Origin of the sequence: Alteromonas algae (assembly GCF_049117195.1) — a bacterium.
Taxonomy (GTDB): domain Bacteria; phylum Pseudomonadota; class Gammaproteobacteria; order Enterobacterales; family Alteromonadaceae; genus Alteromonas.
Genome location: NZ_CP185260.1, coordinates 2,596,537 through 2,614,137 on the forward strand (window position 1 = coordinate 2,596,537; position 17,601 = coordinate 2,614,137).

Here is a 17,601-nt window from a genome sequence, read left to right on the forward strand (position 1 = left end):
CCTTCAGCGAGATCAGACCTGTTTCTCTAGGGCCTTCACTCGGTCAAATAAACTGCCTATTTTTTGAAGGCGTACCGTATTTTTACGCCACGCTAGATTTGTCTGTGCAGGTTGCCCTGAAGAATAAACGCCTGGCTCGGTAATATCTTGTACGACCATGGTATACCCCGTTATCTGTACATTATCACAGATAGAAATATGGCCATTAATACCAACCCCACCTGCAACGACAACATGTTTACCAATATTACAGCTTCCTGCAATGCCGGTTGAACCACAAATACAAGAATGATCGTCGATAATACAGTTATGTCCAATTTGTACTTGGTTGTCGATAATCACGTTGGTACCAAGAATAGTATCGTCCATCGCGCCACGGTCTATACTCGTGTTCGCGCCAATTTGGCTGTCATCACCAATACGAACGGTACCGGTTTGTGGAATAGGTAACCACACTCCCTTATCGTTAGCATAGCCAAAACCTGCAGAACCGATAACAGTTTGACTCTGCACCATGACTCTTTTGCCGATAATGACATCGTTATAAATGGTAACGTTGGGATGTATAACGCTTCCTTCACCAATCTTTGTACCGCGTCGAATAACGGTGTTGGCGCCAATTGTAACGCGATCGCCCAAGACGACGTTATCTTCGATGATGACATTGTGACCTAGCGCAATGTCGCTTCCCAACCGCGCCGATGGGGCAATAACGGCAGTATCCGCAATACCGCTTGCAACAACGGGGGTGGTATCAAACAGCTGAGATATTCGAGCAAATGCAGCATGAGGGTTAGTCGTCACTAATACAGGGCATATTGCTTCGTCCTTTAAATTTGGATGAATGATTACCGCACCCGCCGACGAATCTTTTAGTTGAACTTTATACTTCGGATTGGTTAAAAATGAAATTTGATGCGCGCCCGACTGTGAAAGTGTGCCAACAGCCGATAACGTAATGCTTCCGTCGCCCTCGACTTCACCACCAACATGGTCAGCCAGCTCTGATAGCGTGTATGTGCGTTTGTTTAATGCAGTCATACCAAAAAACACCTGTAAATATAAAATGCGTCAATTGCATGAAGTTTACATTATTTCCCAGCGTCTACCGATGCAATATTCGCACTTTTTACCATAAGTGGCGAAAAAGCCATCAGTTATTCATCGGTATAGCGTAACGGACTAGCACAGACTATAGTGATGCGAGTACAATAACGCTTTATTTTTATACCGCTTGTCAGCGAGGACACAGAATGTCTCAATACGTTTATAGTATGCATCGGGTGGGCAAAATCGTTCCCCCGAGCCGCCAAATTCTTAAAAATATCTCACTCAGCTTTTTTCCAGGTGCAAAAATAGGTGTGCTGGGGCTTAACGGTGCGGGTAAGTCTACGTTACTGCGTATTATGGCGGGTATCGATACCGACATTGAAGGTGAAGCACGCCCCCAACCCGGCTTAAAAATTGGTTACTTGTCGCAAGAGCCTCAACTAGATGAAACCAAGGATGTTCGCGGCAATATAGAAGAAGCCGTGGCTGACGTGAAACATGCATTAACACGCATTGATGAAGTCTATGCCGCGTATGCCGACCCTGACGCTGACTTCGATGCGCTAGCTAAAGAACAAGGCGAACTAGAAGCGATTATTCAAGCTAAAGACGGACATAATCTAGAAAACGCATTAGAACGCGCCGCTGATGCACTACGTCTGCCGCCTTGGGATGCCGACGTCAGTAAACTATCAGGGGGTGAGCGCCGCCGCGTAGCACTGTGCCGCCTATTACTAGAAAAGCCTGAAATGCTGTTATTAGACGAACCTACCAACCACTTGGATGCGGAATCTGTTGCTTGGTTAGAGCGCTTCCTACACGATTATGAAGGTACTGTGGTTGCGATTACCCATGATAGGTACTTCCTTGATAACGTCGCGGGTTGGATATTGGAGCTTGACCGCGGTGAAGGTATTCCGTGGGAAGGCAATTACTCTTCTTGGCTAGAGCAAAAAGAGAATCGTTTACAGCAAGAAGAACGCGCTGAAACTGCACGCCAAAAAAGCATGAAACAAGAACTCGAATGGGTTCGTTCAAACCCTAAAGGCCGACATGCCAAGAGCAAGGCGCGTATGACTCGCTTTGAAGAAATGTCTACAAGCGACTATCAAAAACGTAACGAAACAAACGAACTCTTTATTCCACCAGGCGAAAGACTGGGTGATAAAGTCATCGAAGTAGAAAACCTCAAGAAGTCTTATGGCGACCGCTTATTAATTGATGACCTTTCTTTTAAAGTGCCAAAAGGCGCAATTGTTGGGATTGTTGGGCCTAACGGCGCGGGTAAATCAACGCTGTTTAGAATGCTGACTGGGGCGGAACAACCTGATTCAGGTGCAATTAGTGTCGGGGAGTCTGTTCAGATTGCCAGCGTTGATCAGTTCCGCGACCACATGGATGAAAAAAACACGGTGTGGAAAGAGATTTCCGACGACCAAGATATTATTCGAATTGGTAACTTTGAAATAAATAGCCGTGCTTATTGCAGCCGTTTCAATTTTAAAGGAAACAGCCAGCAAAAATTCGTGGGTGACTTATCTGGAGGTGAGCGCAACCGTGTTCATTTAGCGAAATTGCTCAAAGCGGGCGGTAACGTGCTATTACTCGATGAACCAACCAACGACTTGGACGTTGAAACGCTACGTGCGCTAGAAAACGCGCTGCTAGAATTCCCTGGATGTGCCATGGTTATCTCGCATGACCGTTGGTTCCTTGACCGTGTCGCGACTCACATTATGGATTACCGTGATGAAGGCAAGATCAACTTCTTTGAAGGTAACTATGCTGATTACGAAGCATGGTTAAAAGCGGAATATGGGCAAGATGTCGTTGAGCCTCACCGTTTGAAATACAAACGCATGTCAAAATAGCCATAGTTGAAAAGACCCTTCGGGGTCTTTTTTTATGCGCAAACAGTAATGACATTCACCTTAACAAAACCAAACATTGATTAGCATCGCATATTCGCTAATACTCACTAATTATAATCAGCAGTAAATAGGGTATATCATGTCAGATAAGCGAAAATTCAGCCGCGTACCGCTGCGCGTCCATGGAACCTTGTCGCATGGCGATAAGCAGGTCGATGTGATCATAACCGACGTGTCACTGCAGGGCATAAAACTTAGCGCTAATGAGCAACACCTCAATGCTCTGCCTTTTGATAGCCACGATGCCTATGTGGCAGAGTTTAAAGTAAATGAAGATAGCCCGCCGATTATCATGTATATCGAACAACTTTATCGCCAAACGGATAGTCGTGAAGATATGATTAATCTAGGGTGTAAGGTCTCAACAATGAGCGTAGAAAGTATTAGTGCATTAAGACGCCTTATCATGTTGAACAGCAACGACGCTGACTTAAATGATAAAGAGCTTAATGCACTTATAGATGCCGTTTATTCTAACGCATCGAGTGCATCAGAAAGCTGAGCGACCGGCACAACCGTCATTCCCTTAATCGATTGCTTCGGCGCATTCGCTTTTGGCACAATAGCACGCGTAAAGCCATGCTTTGCCGCTTCTATAATACGTTCGTTTCCATTTGGCACTGGCCTAATTTCTCCGGCCAAACCGACTTCTCCAAATACAATCAAATCCCGTGGTAGCGGTCGGTTTCTAAAACTCGATATCATGGCCATGAGCAGCGCTAAATCAACACTTGTTTCGGATACTCGTACCCCACCGACCACATTCACAAAAACATCTTGGTCGTTCATTTGCACATTACCATGACGGTGCAACACCGCCAGTAGCATCGACAATCGATTTTGATCAAGCCCAACGGCAATACGCCTTGGATTCGACATTTGCGAGTAATCGACCAATGCTTGAATTTCGACAAGTAGCGGGCGCGTTCCTTCCCAAATCACCATAACGCTAGACCCTGGTGTTTCATTTTCACCACGGCTTAGGAATATGGCAGATGGATTATTGACTTCTTTTAATCCACGCTCAGTCATTGCGAACACGCCAAGTTCATTTACTGCGCCAAAACGATTTTTGTGGCTTCGCAGTGTGCGATAACGACCATCGCTGTCGCCTTCCAGCATCATTGAACTATCAATGCAATGTTCGAGTACTTTCGGCCCTGCCAAATTCCCTTCTTTTGTCACATGGCCTACGATAAACATCGCAATATGATGCTGTTTTGCAAACCGTGTAAGGTAGGCTGCGCTTTCTCTTACTTGCGATACACTGCCTGGTGCCGACGCCACCTCAGCGACATGCATAACCTGAATGGAATCAATGACCATAATTCGAGGTTTTTTGGTTAATGCAAGGTCACAAATAGTTTCGACATTCGTTTCGGCAAGCATCATAAGCTTGTCATCGGGTAAATTAAGTCGCTTGGCACGCATAGCAACCTGCTGCAACGACTCTTCACCGGTAACATATAGTGCACTTTCCGTTTGCGCCATTTGGCACATTACCTGGAGTAACAAGGTACTTTTACCTGCACCTGGCGACCCGCCAATTAGCATAGCTGCACCGGGAACAATGCCCCCCCCAAGCACCCTGTCGAGCTCTTTAAACGTAGAGCTAAAGCGCGGAAGTGCTTCTAAATCTATAGTATTTAGCGTTTCTATTTTAGCTACGGTTTGACCCGCATACCCGCTATGAGCGGTTTTCACTGCTGATTTGGGCGAGCTTACCACGAACTCGCTGATGGTATTCCAGGCCTTACATTCAGAGCATTGGCCTTGCCATCGAGGAAATTCTGCACCACAGTCAGAGCAGACATATGCGGTTTTTCTTTTCGCCATATTTTGGTTTTATCCGGTTGATAAAAAGCGTATTCTACCACTATACATTACGGTCATTAACGTTGTTGGCAATATCAGATTAATAATGGTGTTAATTACATGCATTTTGTTCAGTAAAAAATCAAATGTTAATCAATTTCATGCACTTGCCGATAAACTGTCTACAATATAACAAAACACTACTTTGCGCATTTAGATGAGTCAGGATTTAGAGCAGTACGCTGATGTTATCGATCAGCTAAAACCCATGGTGAATGAGCCTGAATTTAATCAGGTACTTCTTCAGCTTGCGGGCGACGTTCCGAAAGAAAAACGCTTTCTCATTAAAATGGAGGTTAAGCGTCTTGCTAAGCCGTGTCTGCGCACAATCGACCTTAGGGGCAACGTATCGGGCAAATGCCGGGAGTATATCCATGAAGGCAGAACCCATTACATGGACGATGTTGCAGTTGAAGTGTTTGAAGAACAAATCCGCATTTTTAAAGCCTACACCTTCGGCGTGTATGAGGCTGTTCAGAATACCGAAAACAACTTCCGGGTGATTCAAGAGAAACTACATTCACAAAACTTACAGGAGCAACAGCAAGGCACAAGCAAAAAGTCCTCTGTTGTTTTAGAGCAGTTTAAAGTGCCTACGGTTAACTTGCTCGACTACCGACAACGCAATACTGAGCGTATGAATTTCGCGGTAGCTGTTGAGTTAATTGATAAATATGATCAATCGACTCGTGGGTTAAGTGTTGATATTTCGCTTGAAGGTCTTCAAGTAAAATTAACCAAAGACACGCACTTTAAGAAGGACGATGTACTTGAGGTGTTTTTTCGAGGCCTTGAAGACGAATTTGCCATGGATAAAGCTAAGGGCATTGCGTACAAGCTGGTAAAAATATCGTACAAAAATGATGTGGTTTATTTGGCGCTACAACGAGACATGAATAAGCCGAATGCCGCCTTCGATAAATTTCTTGAAAGCTTTATCCATGGGAATAAACGCCGCTATAAAGTGAACATGAACAACACTATAGAGGCGATTACCAGCAAAATATGCGAGCAGTACTTTTCACCAAGAAGCCCCACACTACCTGTTTTCCTTAGCGAAAAAGAAGGCGTTTTTACTGCACGCTTTGCCATGATCAATGAAGTTAACAGAGAAACCATTAGTTACTGGCAAGATGAAACCGATACATTAAGGCTTAGCTTTTTATTAACACAACCTCGCCTTACTGCGTTGTTAAACCGTTCACACGGTAGCCGCGAAATATTTGTTTATAGTTTTACTCATCTACAAGATGAAAAAGTCTATTTTTATTCAGCCTCTTACGACGAGTTGATGAAAAAAGACGTGTTGAAGAATGTATTTTTTGGTTTTGGCTCTAAAAAAGCAAGCTGGCGCGTATTTAAACTTACCCTTACAGACATGTATCCAGAACAGGCCCACACGCCATTATCTATTCCTGATTCAGTAGGGAATAAGGTCAAGCAACAAAATACGCCCCCTGCAGCGCGTTTGATGGCAAAGATTAACAACCTAAGTTATGTAGCTCACGTTACCGACGTAACGTCAGTAATAGGGCAACAAACGTATAACGATGTTAAATTTAATCGAAGTAACCTCACTCACTTACGTATTTTTGGTCACCCGCGCAATCGCGCTCCTTCAACGATTGAGCTTTGCCGGTTTAAATATGAAGAGCAACGCTTAGAGACTCGCTACCGTCTGCGTTCGCAAATTCAACTGCAGCTCCCAGACGATGACACGGTTCATAATGGCATTAGTGAGGATATATCCATTCATGGACTGGGGTTGCGTATTGAACTGAATAAGGAATACCACGGGGAATTAGAGGGGGCTGTTAAGGTCGCTTTTCCGCGCCTGCAAGAAAAGACCAACACTTTCGATGTAATGAACCTGACGTACGAGGTGGTCTATCATAATGTTGATAAAAACATATTACATCTAAAAGCAATGCCTGGCGATGAAGGCAAAAGCGCACGTACCTTTTTTGAAGAGTTAATTAAAAAGAACAAAAAAAATCTTGAGGCGGATGACGGCGATGAGCCTATTCCAGGTATGGGCCAAGCGCTTCGCTGCATTAATGCAAGAAACGCCACCTCAATATCATTTTTATTGAGCAAAGATGGCGTACGCTACACACCAAAAGCATGCATGACGGGAAAACAAGACACTCGCATGTTGTCGCTCGTGAGCTTCTTGGCTAAAGAGCGTGAAGTAAACCTCGAGTTTTTATTCAGAGATCGTAAGTTGGACGTGCCCTTTATGCAAAGCGGCATCAAGCAAGTCAAACTTGAAAACATGCCAATACGCGAAGAATTATTTGTATCTTTTGATGCGTCCAAAAAAGACCCGCGATTTGCCATATTGCCTCGCTTTTCAGATAAGTTTGAAGATGACAGCAAACGCAAAAGCTTTATCACCGAGGCCATTACGCGAGGACAATTTATTGCAATCCACGTAATGGTGACCACCACCGGCAAGCCAGACTTATCGATGCTGCAAACAGAAATAAACTACGTAAGTATGTATGCGGTTCACCGAGCAAGGGAACTTGAGAAACAACTCTGGAGTATCGCAGCGTGCGCTCACCTGGTTGATGTCACTGACGAGGTTTTAATTCGTTATGGGTTTGATATCGAAACCATTACCGCAAACAAGCAAGAACAGAAGCCTGTGCGCCTTGTTAACTAATACGGTCATTTAGCCTGAAGATACTTGGCGTTCAGGCTAAAGGTTCGGCGCGGCGTGTTGCGGTAGCGGTTGCAACTTATTACTTTAAAAAATACAGCATGGCATGCAAGCCGCCAAAGCGTATGGCAACATCCGCTTGTTTGTTCACAACCGGCTTAGCATGGCAAGCCACTCCCAAGCCAGACTCAGCCATCATCACAAGGTCGTTTGCGCCATCCCCCATTGCGATAGTCTGCGACTTATCAATGCTCCATTTCGCAGCAAGTTCTTGCACAGTACGTGCCTTTACCTCTGCGTTAACCACTTCGCCTGTAACTTCACCTACGAGTTTTCCGTTGTCTTCCACAAGCGTGTTAGATATTGCAAAGTCTAGCCCCAAGCGCTCTTTGAGATGGTCTGCGAAGTAAGTGAAGCCTCCCGATGCGATAGCCAGCTTCCAGTTATGCTGCTTAAGCACACTCAGTAAACGTTGAATCCCTGGCATAATAGGAATGCTGTTGCGAATGGCCTCCAAATGCGCCACCGGCACACCTTGTAAACACGCAACACGATGATGCAAGCTTTCGTTGAATGCAATTTCTCCTCGCATCGCGCGCGCCGTTACGTCTGCCACTTCTTCACCGACACCTGCTAATTTTGCAATTTCGTCAATACATTCGATGGCGATAACCGTGCTGTCCATGTCCATGACGAGGAGCCCGCCGTCGGCTAGCGTTGGTTGAGACTTTTGCAGCCCGACATCAATATGGTAGGTCGCAGCAACATGATCTAACTGAGACTTTATACGTGCTTCATCGTTTTCTATGCAGTCACCATATAGCACAACAACATCGTCGCCAAACGCTTGGTGCAGAGCATGTGGTGCGATATGCTTCGCGACGAACACCTCTGTTAATGCCTGTATGACATTGGATACTATAAAAGGCGTAAGCGCCTGTCCGACAAGTGTGAGAACCTGACCTTGGTATTCGGATGGGGCATTGTGTGTTATTAATGACGAGTACAACGCCTCGCTTGAGTGATACTCACTGGTATTAAGATGATGAAAAAAGGTGGTCACGTAAAATAACTCTAAGCAATATTTGATAGTATGCTACATAATTGAAGCGCATCTTGAAACACACCCGTTAAAATTTAACGCATTTACTATAATGCCTTTACGCTACACAACGAGAGCATGAATGCCTACAACAACGCATAAGTCTAAAGACAGCATGCTGGTATCACATACGTTTTACACAGCAATAAAACGCCTTGTTCACACCATAATGATGAGTGTTGCGCTGGTATTATGTATCGGCATATTTGTTTTTATTCAGCAATACAATCAATTGTGGGTAATGAACCATACGGTTGAACCTAGAAATAGTATTTCTAAACAGTATGCTGAAATCATTGCGCCGAGCGTGAAAGGTGAAGATAGACAGGCATTAGAGGACCTATTACACATTGCTATCGAAGACCCAGCTATTGTTGGTATGGCAGTGTTTGACACCAACGGGCAATACCTTGCACCACTTCCTCGTATAAGCAGTATCGCAACGCTAACAAAAAGCCTTTCGCATCCCCCGACAACACAGGTAAATCATATCTACAATGATGGTGAGCACATCGGGTACCTACATACCTATATTGATACCGCAACCCTCATTGCGAAACCTCATGAACTTCGAGAAAAACAGGTTATATTGCTTGCGTTGATTGTTACGTTAGCAATGATCATAGGCGTATATCTTACCCGAGGTTTTTATAAATTTCGGCCTTGGATAAAAAGTAAAATTGAACAACAAGCCCGCTAACGCAAGAAGCAGTTATAGTAGTTTTCATTGGTACTATTAATAACTGTCGTCGTAGTGCTTCCCACCAAATGCGCAAGTGCGGTGACGACATCAATAACATGAGCGGGCTCGTTTCGCTTCCCTTGCCTGCCCATCATGGGCATATCAGGTGAATCGGTTTCCAGTAGCAGTGAAGAAGGGTGATGCTTGAAAAGGTAACGAATTGCTTCTCTGGTTTTATGCGCTCTTTCATAAGTAATGGTACCGCCAACACCGATATAAAACCCTCTATTTATATACTGCATTGCCACCTCAATACTGCCTGAAAACGCATGAATAACGCCTCGGCCCGTATACCCTACATTTTTGAGAGAAGAAAAAATATGATGATGGCTTTTTCTGTGATGCAAAATTACCGGTAACGAAAATTGCGTAGCCATCATTAATTGTTGCTCAAACGCCTGCAGTTGAAGCGCGAAATCTAGCGGAATATGGCAGTCGAGGCCTATTTCCCCCAATGCAACAATGCGGTGTCGATGAGAGGCCACAGCCTGTTCGAGTATTGATAACTGCGTACTAAGTGATGCCGTTTCGGTATTCAGAAAGTAAGGGTGCAACCCTAGTGCGACATCGATAGGAAGCGCGTCAACCTGTTTTGATTGAATCGCAAATTGCTGCTTAGAGGAGGCGTTGGTCGTGCCTGGAATAAGAAGCCGTGTCACCCCTGATTGAACGGCGCGAGACACGACCTCTTGCCAGTCAGAGTCAAATGCGGGCAAGTCTAAATGACAATGGCTGTCTATCAAGGTGTATTGCCCGTTCTGACTTGAGCAACGCGGTGTTCAGTTCGACAGAATAACAACACCGGCACTACGGCATTAGACGCTGTGTTGACCACGTACCGTTATCTTGAAGGTTGTATTCAAACCTATCGTGCAGTCTGTCTTCACCACCCTGCCAAAACTCTATCTGATGTGGAACAATACGAAACCCGCCCCAAAAGTCGGGCGTAGGTAACGCCTTGTTCGCAAATTTGTCTTTCATTTGCTGAAATTGGGTAAGTAATAACGCTTTGCTGTTTATCGGCTGGCTTTGTTTCGATGCAAATGCTGCAAGCTGACTATCTTTCGGGCGAGAGAAAAAATATTGTGCATTTTCTTTTAATGATAGTTTTTCAGCAACACCACACACGCGCACCTGCCTTTCCATAAAAAACCATGGAAAATGGCAGCTTACTTTAAGATTTTCGCTTAACTCTTTCGCTTTACGACTGCCTAGGTTCGTAAAAAAAACAAAACCATCGTCGTTAACTTCTTTCAGTAATACAATGCGTTGCGATGGCTGCCCTGATGCATCGACCGTTGCAACGGTCATTGCAGTAGGGTCGGGAATCTCTGCATCAATAGCGTCTTTTAACCATGCGTTAAATAAATCGAAAGGCGTATCTGTTAGCGCATCTGCGTCTAACGAGCCTTTGGAATATTGCCTGCGTAAATCTGAAATGGCCATACACACCTCATAAAAAAAACACTAAACGCGGCAATGATTAAAAGCTATTCTCGTCGCCATATCCTAGAGAACGCAATGCCCTTTCATCATCAGCCCAGCCTTGTTTAACCTTAACCCAAAGCTCGAGAAACACTTTGTTATCAAACAAGTTTTCCATATCTCTTCGCGCTTGCTCACCAATAGTTTTTAGGTGTTTCCCGCCTTTACCAATAATCATGCGCTTTTGGGTTTCTCTTTCTACCAAAATTAGCCCGCTGATTCGGTAAATACCGTTTTCAGCAAGTTTAAATTGCTCTATTTCTACGGTCGTTGAGTAAGGAAGTTCATCGCCAGTGAAACGCATTAGTTTTTCGCGGATAATTTCAGCCGCCATAAAGCGACTTGAACGGTCAGTGACATACTCTTCGGGGAAGAAAAACGGATTTTCTGGCAACGACTTTGCTACTAGGCTTCGAATATCATCGACCATTTTGCCCTGCTTAGCGCTAATGGGGATAACATGCTCGAACTGGTGTTTTTCCGCCAACGCCTTGAGATGATCTATAAACCCTTCCTTGTTTTCCACCTTATCCATTTTGTTAACGATAAGGTAGCAAGGTAGCCCTGAGTTTTTCACCTTCGACAGCACCATTTCATCGTCGCTATTCCAACGATCGCCCTCGACAACAAACAGTACAAGCCCTACTTCACCGAGTGAACTCGATGCCGCGCGGTTCATGTAGCGATTTATAGCGCGCTTCTCATCTTGGTGTAACCCTGGTGTGTCGACATAAATCGCTTGATAGTCACCTTCGGTGTCTATGCCAAGAATACGGTGTCGTGTGGTTTGAGGTTTACGCGAGGTAATTGATACCTTTTGCCCTAGCAATCGATTGAGTAACGTTGATTTACCAACGTTCGGTCTGCCGACTATGGCGATGAGGCCACAGCGTGTTAAATTATTTGCTTCCATTATCTTCAAGCTTCTCCAGAGTAAGACGTGCGGCTTCTTGTTCCGCTTTTCTGCGGCTGTTCCCTGTCGCTTTGACAGGTACTGATAAGTTGTCCACCGTACAACTTACTTCAAAGGTTTGGGCATGATCTTTCCCGCTAATAGTAATAACTTCGTAGGTAGGAAGCGGGAGCTTTTTACCTTGAAGAAATTCTTGCAGCCGGGTTTTACTGTCTTTCGGGTGCGCGTTAGGGTCTAGCTTCTCAATACGCGAGGCCCAAAGCCTATCGATAACGCCTCGTACCGCATCCATACCTGCATCGAGGTATATTGCACCTAAAACGGCTTCTACCACGTCTGCAAGTATTGAGCTTCGCCTATGGCCACCGCTTTTCAACTCACCTGGCCCAAGTTTAAGCAATTCTCCCATACTCGTTTCACGCGCGAGCTCAGCTAAGGTTTCACCTTTAACTAACGTCGAGCGCATACGCGTTAACTTACCCTCGGGCTCTTGGGGAAATCGTTTATACAGGGTTTCACCAACGATCATGCCTAAAATAGCATCGCCCAGAAACTCAAGACGTTCATTGTGTTGTTTAGCCGCGCTTCTATGAGTGAGCGCCTGCTCAAGCAGCTCTGTATTGGTAAATGTATAGCCTATCGCCTTGTAAAGGCGACGATATTTGTCGATACCTAGCATTAACGAATGCCACCTGCTCGCTCAAAGCGTATACCCGTAGGTATCCACGTTGGAAGCATATCTGAGGCGTTACGCTCGAATTCAAACGATATCCAGATCGCAACCGCTTTACCCACTAGGTTTTCATCAGGTACAAAACCCCAAAAGCGGCTGTCTCTGCTGTTATCGCGGTTATCACCTAATACGAAATACTGACCTTCCGGTACAATCCACTCGTTACTTCTTGTACCCGGTTGAGTATAAAAATTAGCCGGAGAAATATCGCGCATTGGATGGCGAAGAATATCGTGCTGTTTACCGTCTAAGTCTTCGGTATAACGCATTAGCTTTGCCATATCCTGAACAAACTCTCCACGCTCTTTGAAAGTAAGAGGAACGGCTGTCAATTTTCCGCAATTATTGCTTGCATCAACACACTTTGGCTTGATGTAAACTTGCTTATTTTGATACACCACCGTATCGCCTGGCATGCCTATCACACGCTTGATGTAATCAACTGATGTATCTTCTGGATATTTAAACACCACTACATCGCCGCGCTCTGGTACGCCAGTCTCTACTAATTTACTTCTAAAAACCGGGTCTTTAATGCCATAAGAGAACTTTTCAACGAGGATAAAATCGCCCACTAATAACGTTGGCATCATTGAGCCTGAAGGTATTTGAAACGGCTCATAAATAAACGAGCGCAACACCAATACAAACGCAATAACCGGGAAAATTTGCTGAGACGTATCAACCAAATAAGGTAGTTGCGGGTCTTCACCATACGATGCACCAGACGCATTGGCCTCAGCCTGTAATTTTGCTTTACGCTTCTTAGCAAAGAAAAGGCTATCAAACAGCCAAACTAAGCCCGTGACAAGGGTTAGCGCTACTAAAATCAGTGAAAAGTAATTCGCCATTACTTACCTACCTTCAATATTGCAAGGAATGCGTCTTGAGGGAGTTCAACGTTACCCACTTGTTTCATTCGCTTCTTACCTTCTTTTTGCTTTTGAAGTAGCTTCTTCTTACGGCTAACGTCACCGCCGTAGCATTTTGCTATAACGTTTTTACGTAATTGTTTCACGGTACTTCTTGCGACAATATGGTTGCCAATGGCCGCTTGAATCGCGATATCGAACATTTGACGTGGGATAAGTTCGCGAAGCTTTTCGACTAACTCTCTACCACGGCTCTGCGAGTTTTCTCTGTGCGTGATAACCGCTAGCGCATCAACTCGCTCACCATTAATGAGAATATCAACGCGAACCATGTCTGATGCTTGGAAACGTTTGAAGTTGTAGTCTAACGACGCAAAACCACGGCTTGTTGATTTAAGTCTATCGAAGAAATCAAGTACCACTTCAGCCATCGGTAATTCGTAGGTAACTGCAACCTGCTTTCCGTGATAGGTCATGTTGGTCTGCATACCGCGTTTTTCTACGCACAACGTAATAACGTTACCCAAGAACTCTTGTGGTACCAAAATATTTGCTTCTACCAAGGGTTCTCGCATTTCAGCAATATCATTAACAGGCGGCAATTTTGCCGGACTATCAACGGTCATCACTTCGCCTTTCGTGGTTTCTACTTCATAAATTACAGTTGGTGCGGTTGTAATAAGCCCTAGGTCGTATTCTCGTTCTAGGCGCTCCTGGATTATCTCCATATGAAGCATGCCAAGGAAGCCTATGCGGAAACCAAAACCAAGGGCTGCAGAGCTTTCTGGTTCGTAAAACAATGACGCATCATTAAGGCTTAATTTAGCCAAAGCATCTCGGAAATCTTCATAATCGTCTGAGCTTATTGGGAAGATACCTGCATAAACTTGAGGTTTAACCTTTTTAAAGCCAGGTAACATGTCAGTAGCAGGGTCTCTTGCAAGCGTTATGGTATCGCCCACGGGTGCGCCCTGAATATCTTTAATACCAGCAATGATAAAGCCTACTTCACCTGCGCGAAGTACGCCTGTGTCTAGCGCTTTAGGTGTGAACACCCCAATTTTATCTACTTGGTGTGTTTGCCCGTTGGACATAATTTGAATTTTGTCTTTCTTTGAAAGCTGCCCTTCAACGATGCGCACTAACGACACCACGCCTTGATAGTTATCAAACCAAGAGTCGATAATAAGCGCTTTTAATGGCGATTCTCTGTCACCACCTGGAGGGGGGATTTTGTTTACGATAACTTCAAGCACTTCGTCAATGCCAATCCCCGTCTTCGCTGAACAGCGAACCGCGTCTATTGCGTCGATACCAACAATGTCTTCAATTTCTTCTGCAACACGATCAGGATCGGCTTGCGGTAAATCGATTTTGTTCAAAATAGGAACGACTTCCATATCCATTTCAATGGCCGTGTAGCAGTTCGCGAGCGTTTGCGCTTCTACACCTTGCCCTGCGTCGACAACTAGCAATGCCCCTTCACAGGCCGCTAAAGAGCGAGATACTTCGTACGTGAAGTCAACGTGTCCCGGCGTGTCGATAAAGTTAAGCTGATACGTTTCGCCATCTTGTGCGGTGTAGTGTAACGTCACGCTTTGCGCTTTGATGGTAATTCCGCGCTCTTTCTCTAAATCCATTGAGTCAAGAACTTGCTCGGCCATTTCGCGATCGGTTAGCCCTCCACAATGCTGGATTAAGCGGTCAGACAACGTTGACTTACCGTGGTCGATGTGGGCGATTATACTGAAGTTACGAATGTGCGATTGTTGCATAATGCTGGGAATTACCTGCAGAAAAATTCATTAAACTAAAAAATACTGACAAACCGACGTAAGGGTTTGCGTGGCGCGTGCGGATTTTACCCATTTCTTAAGGGAAAAGCGAATTACCTAGTGGGTTATCTTCGACTACTTCATCAAATAATAGGATTAACGTTAAAATAACCGCAGCTATGCCGACAGATGCATCGTTTAATAGAGGGCCGTTAACCTGCACTATGGTGCTGAAGGCCCTACTAAAAGTACAGGTTGAAACTTAGTCTTGTCCAGTTGAGATAGCCTAGCAGCAATAGTGCGATAGGCAATTAGCGTAAGCAACGACGAGGGAAGCACCGCCCACAGTTCATGCGTCAGCGATAACAATGGCATTGCATAGCTGGATACCGAAAACCCAACTATAAAAACCACAAGAGGAAGTAAATAAAGCCATGCTGAAGCGGTGAGTATTCCCTCTTCAGGAATACCAACCGTTACTTGTTGACCAATACGAACAGGCATGGGAGACGTAAGCGCCAATTGTTGCGTTTTTGGCGCTAGCGCTCGAGAAACAACGCCCGTTCCACAGTCGCTTTGTGACTGACAGCTATTACATGTTGATTTGATAGCCGCCTCAACAACAATGGTGTCTCCATCAATTGCTACGACGGTTGCGGTCTCTTTAATCATTTTTATCTTCTGATGCTTTTAACGATGTCGCAATTGCATTTGCCGTCTGCAAAGGAATTTCCCCCACCACGGTAACCTGCGCTTTGCCGTCGGTAAGTGTTAAGAATGTACTCAAATCGTTGCGTAATACCATATCCTCTCCCACCGCATCTTGAGCTCGTTGCACATAGACAGAAATATCAACTAAACCGTCACTAAACATCTTATACTCTACAACTTGCCCGGTAAGCGCGAGCCTGCGCGTATCATGTCTGACTTCCTTCATTCCCACCGGCAAATAACCGACGTCCCATTGGTGTTCCTGTGCTTGCTTTCGTGTAAGCACCATAGGCCCGGGTAACAATGCGTTGTTTATACGTGAAAAATACTCGTTTGGCTCGGGTGTAACATTTAATGATGTGACCTGAATTTGTTCTAACACGCCGCCTTTTACGTCTAGCATATTAAGTTTAAGCAGCATGCCCGTTGCTTCATCAAGCCAAAGTTGATAGCTAAAGCGGGTGTTATCCCGGCTAATAATCCTAATTTGCTGTGCGGGCCTGCCCGCAATACGTGCTCGCCCTACCGATACAAACTCATAAGCTGTCTTCAAATTTTCAGGCGAATACAGTAGTTCGCTAGGAATTGGTCCATTAACAAACTGAGAGCGAAAGCTGTAAGGGGAAACGTCGGGCTCAAACACGCTCACAACATCATTTACCCTTATTTGCTCTCTTCCAGGGCCGTTTTGTAAATTCAATTGTTCGACTTGTGTACCGTCGTCTAAAATGCCATGACGCCACAAAAAGGGAATGGTTTCGCTGCCCGCTCTGCTTTGCACGAAGCTCAGCTCAAAGTTAGTGGTTCGTACTGCATTACTAAGGCGCGCAAGCCATTGCGACGTAGACATCACTTCATCGCCTTGCGGTGCATTATTCGCTGAACTGTCAGGCGATTCAGGCGCAGCAGGTTCGCTTGTGTCGCTACTTGCAGGCATCATTGATGTCTCTGGCAACGCAGTCTCTACGTCTTGCGCTATGCTAGCTGTTGAACATAATGCAAACAGCATAGTGCCGACACATTTTTGCACAGTATGAATGCACTTTTGCGAGGGTAAAAACAAACGTACCAGCGCGACGGCTGGTACGTTTTTAACAGTGATAACTTTCATTAAAATCCACTTATTTAGGGGCGCTCGTTTTCAGCTGCCTCTTTTTTATCTTGTTCAGAACCGTCAACCTGTTTCAATTTAACCTGTTGCTCATGGTCTGCAATAAGCGCATTAATCTTGCGCTTTTTCTCCAACACTTCATTCATATCGTTGCGAGGAAGGGTGCGCGTTTGCTCAAGGCTAACCGGCGCTAAACCACCTTGCGGATTTCCTGTAGAAAATGTCGAGAATGGCTCAGATGGAGCAGGCTGGTTGAAGTGCTGAACACCAAGAATAACTGCTACGGCTACTGAAGCAGCCATCGCAAACTGACCACCCTGCTTAGCAAATGGAATAACATTACTCACACTCGATAATGCACGCCAGCGTGAGCGCTTCGGCGCCACAATTGCAGGCTCATCGTCAAGCGCAGCAGCAACACGGGCTGTAATATCAAGCTGAGGTGCTACGCTTGCCTCTTTTCGCATTGCACTGCGAACTACGTGGTAACGTTGCCATTTCGCTTGAAGTTCCTCATCCATTTTGATCGCATCAATGATTGCGTCGCCGTCTAATTCACCATCCATGAATGCGGACATTTTTTCTTGCTGTTGCGTCATAAAATTCGATTCCTGATCTTCAACGACCATTTTTATA

At 45.1% G+C, this 17,601-nt stretch carries 16 protein-coding genes; 4 read left to right on the top strand and 12 right to left on the bottom strand.

Annotation, left to right across the window (positions count from 1 at the left end; all coding sequences use genetic code 11):
• Positions 1-12: 12 nt before the first annotated feature.
• Positions 13-1,041, bottom strand: a complete 1,029-nt coding sequence (gene lpxD / locus ACOJRU_RS11685) for a UDP-3-O-(3-hydroxymyristoyl)glucosamine N-acyltransferase (protein WP_421131920.1) — start codon at positions 1,039-1,041, stop codon at positions 13-15.
• 212 nt (positions 1,042-1,253) lie between these two features.
• Here lpxD and ettA point away from each other — a divergent pair, with 212 nt between their 5' ends.
• Entirely contained in the window at positions 1,254-2,921 is a 1,668-nt protein-coding gene (gene ettA / locus ACOJRU_RS11690; RefSeq protein ID WP_421131921.1) for an energy-dependent translational throttle protein EttA, read from the top strand.
• Between the two features lie 139 nt (positions 2,922-3,060).
• Positions 3,061-3,483: a PilZ domain-containing protein gene (locus ACOJRU_RS11695; protein WP_421131922.1), complete on the top strand. Its 423-nt coding sequence runs from the start codon at positions 3,061-3,063 to the stop codon at positions 3,481-3,483.
• On the opposite strand, the gene radA is transcribed toward ACOJRU_RS11695, so the two are convergent.
• Complete coding sequence (gene radA / locus ACOJRU_RS11700) at positions 3,450-4,817, bottom strand: DNA repair protein RadA (protein ID WP_421131923.1); 1,368 nt, start codon at positions 4,815-4,817, stop codon at positions 3,450-3,452. The genes ACOJRU_RS11695 and radA overlap by 34 nt on opposite strands.
• 196 nt (positions 4,818-5,013) lie before the next feature.
• Here radA and ACOJRU_RS11705 point away from each other — a divergent pair, with 196 nt between their 5' ends.
• Positions 5,014-7,524: a PilZ domain-containing protein gene (locus ACOJRU_RS11705; protein ID WP_421131924.1), complete on the top strand. Its 2,511-nt coding sequence runs from the start codon at positions 5,014-5,016 to the stop codon at positions 7,522-7,524.
• 79 nt (positions 7,525-7,603) lie between these two features.
• Here the strand turns inward: ACOJRU_RS11705 and serB are convergent, their stop codons facing one another.
• Positions 7,604-8,584 carry a phosphoserine phosphatase SerB gene (gene serB, locus ACOJRU_RS11710; RefSeq protein ID WP_421131925.1) on the bottom strand — a complete coding sequence of 327 codons (981 nt, stop codon included), beginning with the start codon at positions 8,582-8,584 and terminating at the stop codon, positions 7,604-7,606.
• Between the two features lie 121 nt (positions 8,585-8,705).
• On the opposite strand from serB, the gene ACOJRU_RS11715 reads away from it, so the two are divergent.
• Positions 8,706-9,323 carry a hypothetical protein gene (locus ACOJRU_RS11715; RefSeq protein WP_421131926.1) on the top strand — a complete coding sequence of 206 codons (618 nt, stop codon included), beginning with the start codon at positions 8,706-8,708 and terminating at the stop codon, positions 9,321-9,323.
• On the opposite strand, the gene ACOJRU_RS11720 is transcribed toward ACOJRU_RS11715, so the two are convergent.
• The 9 genes from ACOJRU_RS11720 to ACOJRU_RS11760 form a co-directional block, all read right to left on the bottom strand.
• On the bottom strand, positions 9,320-10,108 hold the full coding sequence (locus ACOJRU_RS11720) for a TatD family hydrolase (RefSeq protein ID WP_421131927.1): 789 nt from the start codon (positions 10,106-10,108) through the stop codon (positions 9,320-9,322). The two genes, ACOJRU_RS11715 and ACOJRU_RS11720, sit on opposite strands and share 4 nt — an antisense overlap.
• Before the next feature lie 64 nt (positions 10,109-10,172).
• A complete protein-coding gene (gene pdxH / locus ACOJRU_RS11725; protein WP_421131928.1) occupies positions 10,173-10,811 on the bottom strand; it encodes a pyridoxamine 5'-phosphate oxidase in 639 nt (212 codons plus the stop codon).
• A gap of 37 nt (positions 10,812-10,848) precedes the next feature.
• Positions 10,849-11,763 (bottom strand): GTPase Era, encoded by a 915-nt coding sequence (era, locus tag ACOJRU_RS11730; protein ID WP_421131929.1) that lies wholly within the window; start codon positions 11,761-11,763, stop codon positions 10,849-10,851.
• A complete protein-coding gene (gene rnc / locus ACOJRU_RS11735) occupies positions 11,750-12,442 on the bottom strand; it encodes a ribonuclease III (RefSeq protein WP_421131930.1) in 693 nt (230 codons plus the stop codon). The genes era and rnc overlap by 14 nt, the downstream gene beginning before the upstream one ends.
• Positions 12,442-13,347: a signal peptidase I gene (gene lepB, locus ACOJRU_RS11740; protein ID WP_421131931.1), complete on the bottom strand. Its 906-nt coding sequence runs from the start codon at positions 13,345-13,347 to the stop codon at positions 12,442-12,444. Before lepB ends, rnc begins: the two co-directional genes overlap by 1 nt.
• Positions 13,347-15,143 (bottom strand): translation elongation factor 4, encoded by a 1,797-nt coding sequence (gene lepA / locus ACOJRU_RS11745; protein WP_421131932.1) that lies wholly within the window; start codon positions 15,141-15,143, stop codon positions 13,347-13,349. Before lepA ends, lepB begins: the two co-directional genes overlap by 1 nt.
• Positions 15,144-15,365: 222 nt before the next feature.
• Entirely contained in the window at positions 15,366-15,815 is a 450-nt protein-coding gene (locus ACOJRU_RS11750) for a SoxR reducing system RseC family protein (RefSeq protein WP_421131933.1), read from the bottom strand.
• On the bottom strand, positions 15,808-16,965 hold the full coding sequence (locus ACOJRU_RS11755; RefSeq protein ID WP_421131934.1) for a MucB/RseB C-terminal domain-containing protein: 1,158 nt from the start codon (positions 16,963-16,965) through the stop codon (positions 15,808-15,810). Before ACOJRU_RS11755 ends, ACOJRU_RS11750 begins: the two co-directional genes overlap by 8 nt.
• Before the next feature lie 14 nt (positions 16,966-16,979).
• Entirely contained in the window at positions 16,980-17,564 is a 585-nt protein-coding gene (locus tag ACOJRU_RS11760; protein WP_421131935.1) for a sigma-E factor negative regulatory protein, read from the bottom strand.
• Between the last annotated feature and the right edge of the window lie 37 nt (positions 17,565-17,601).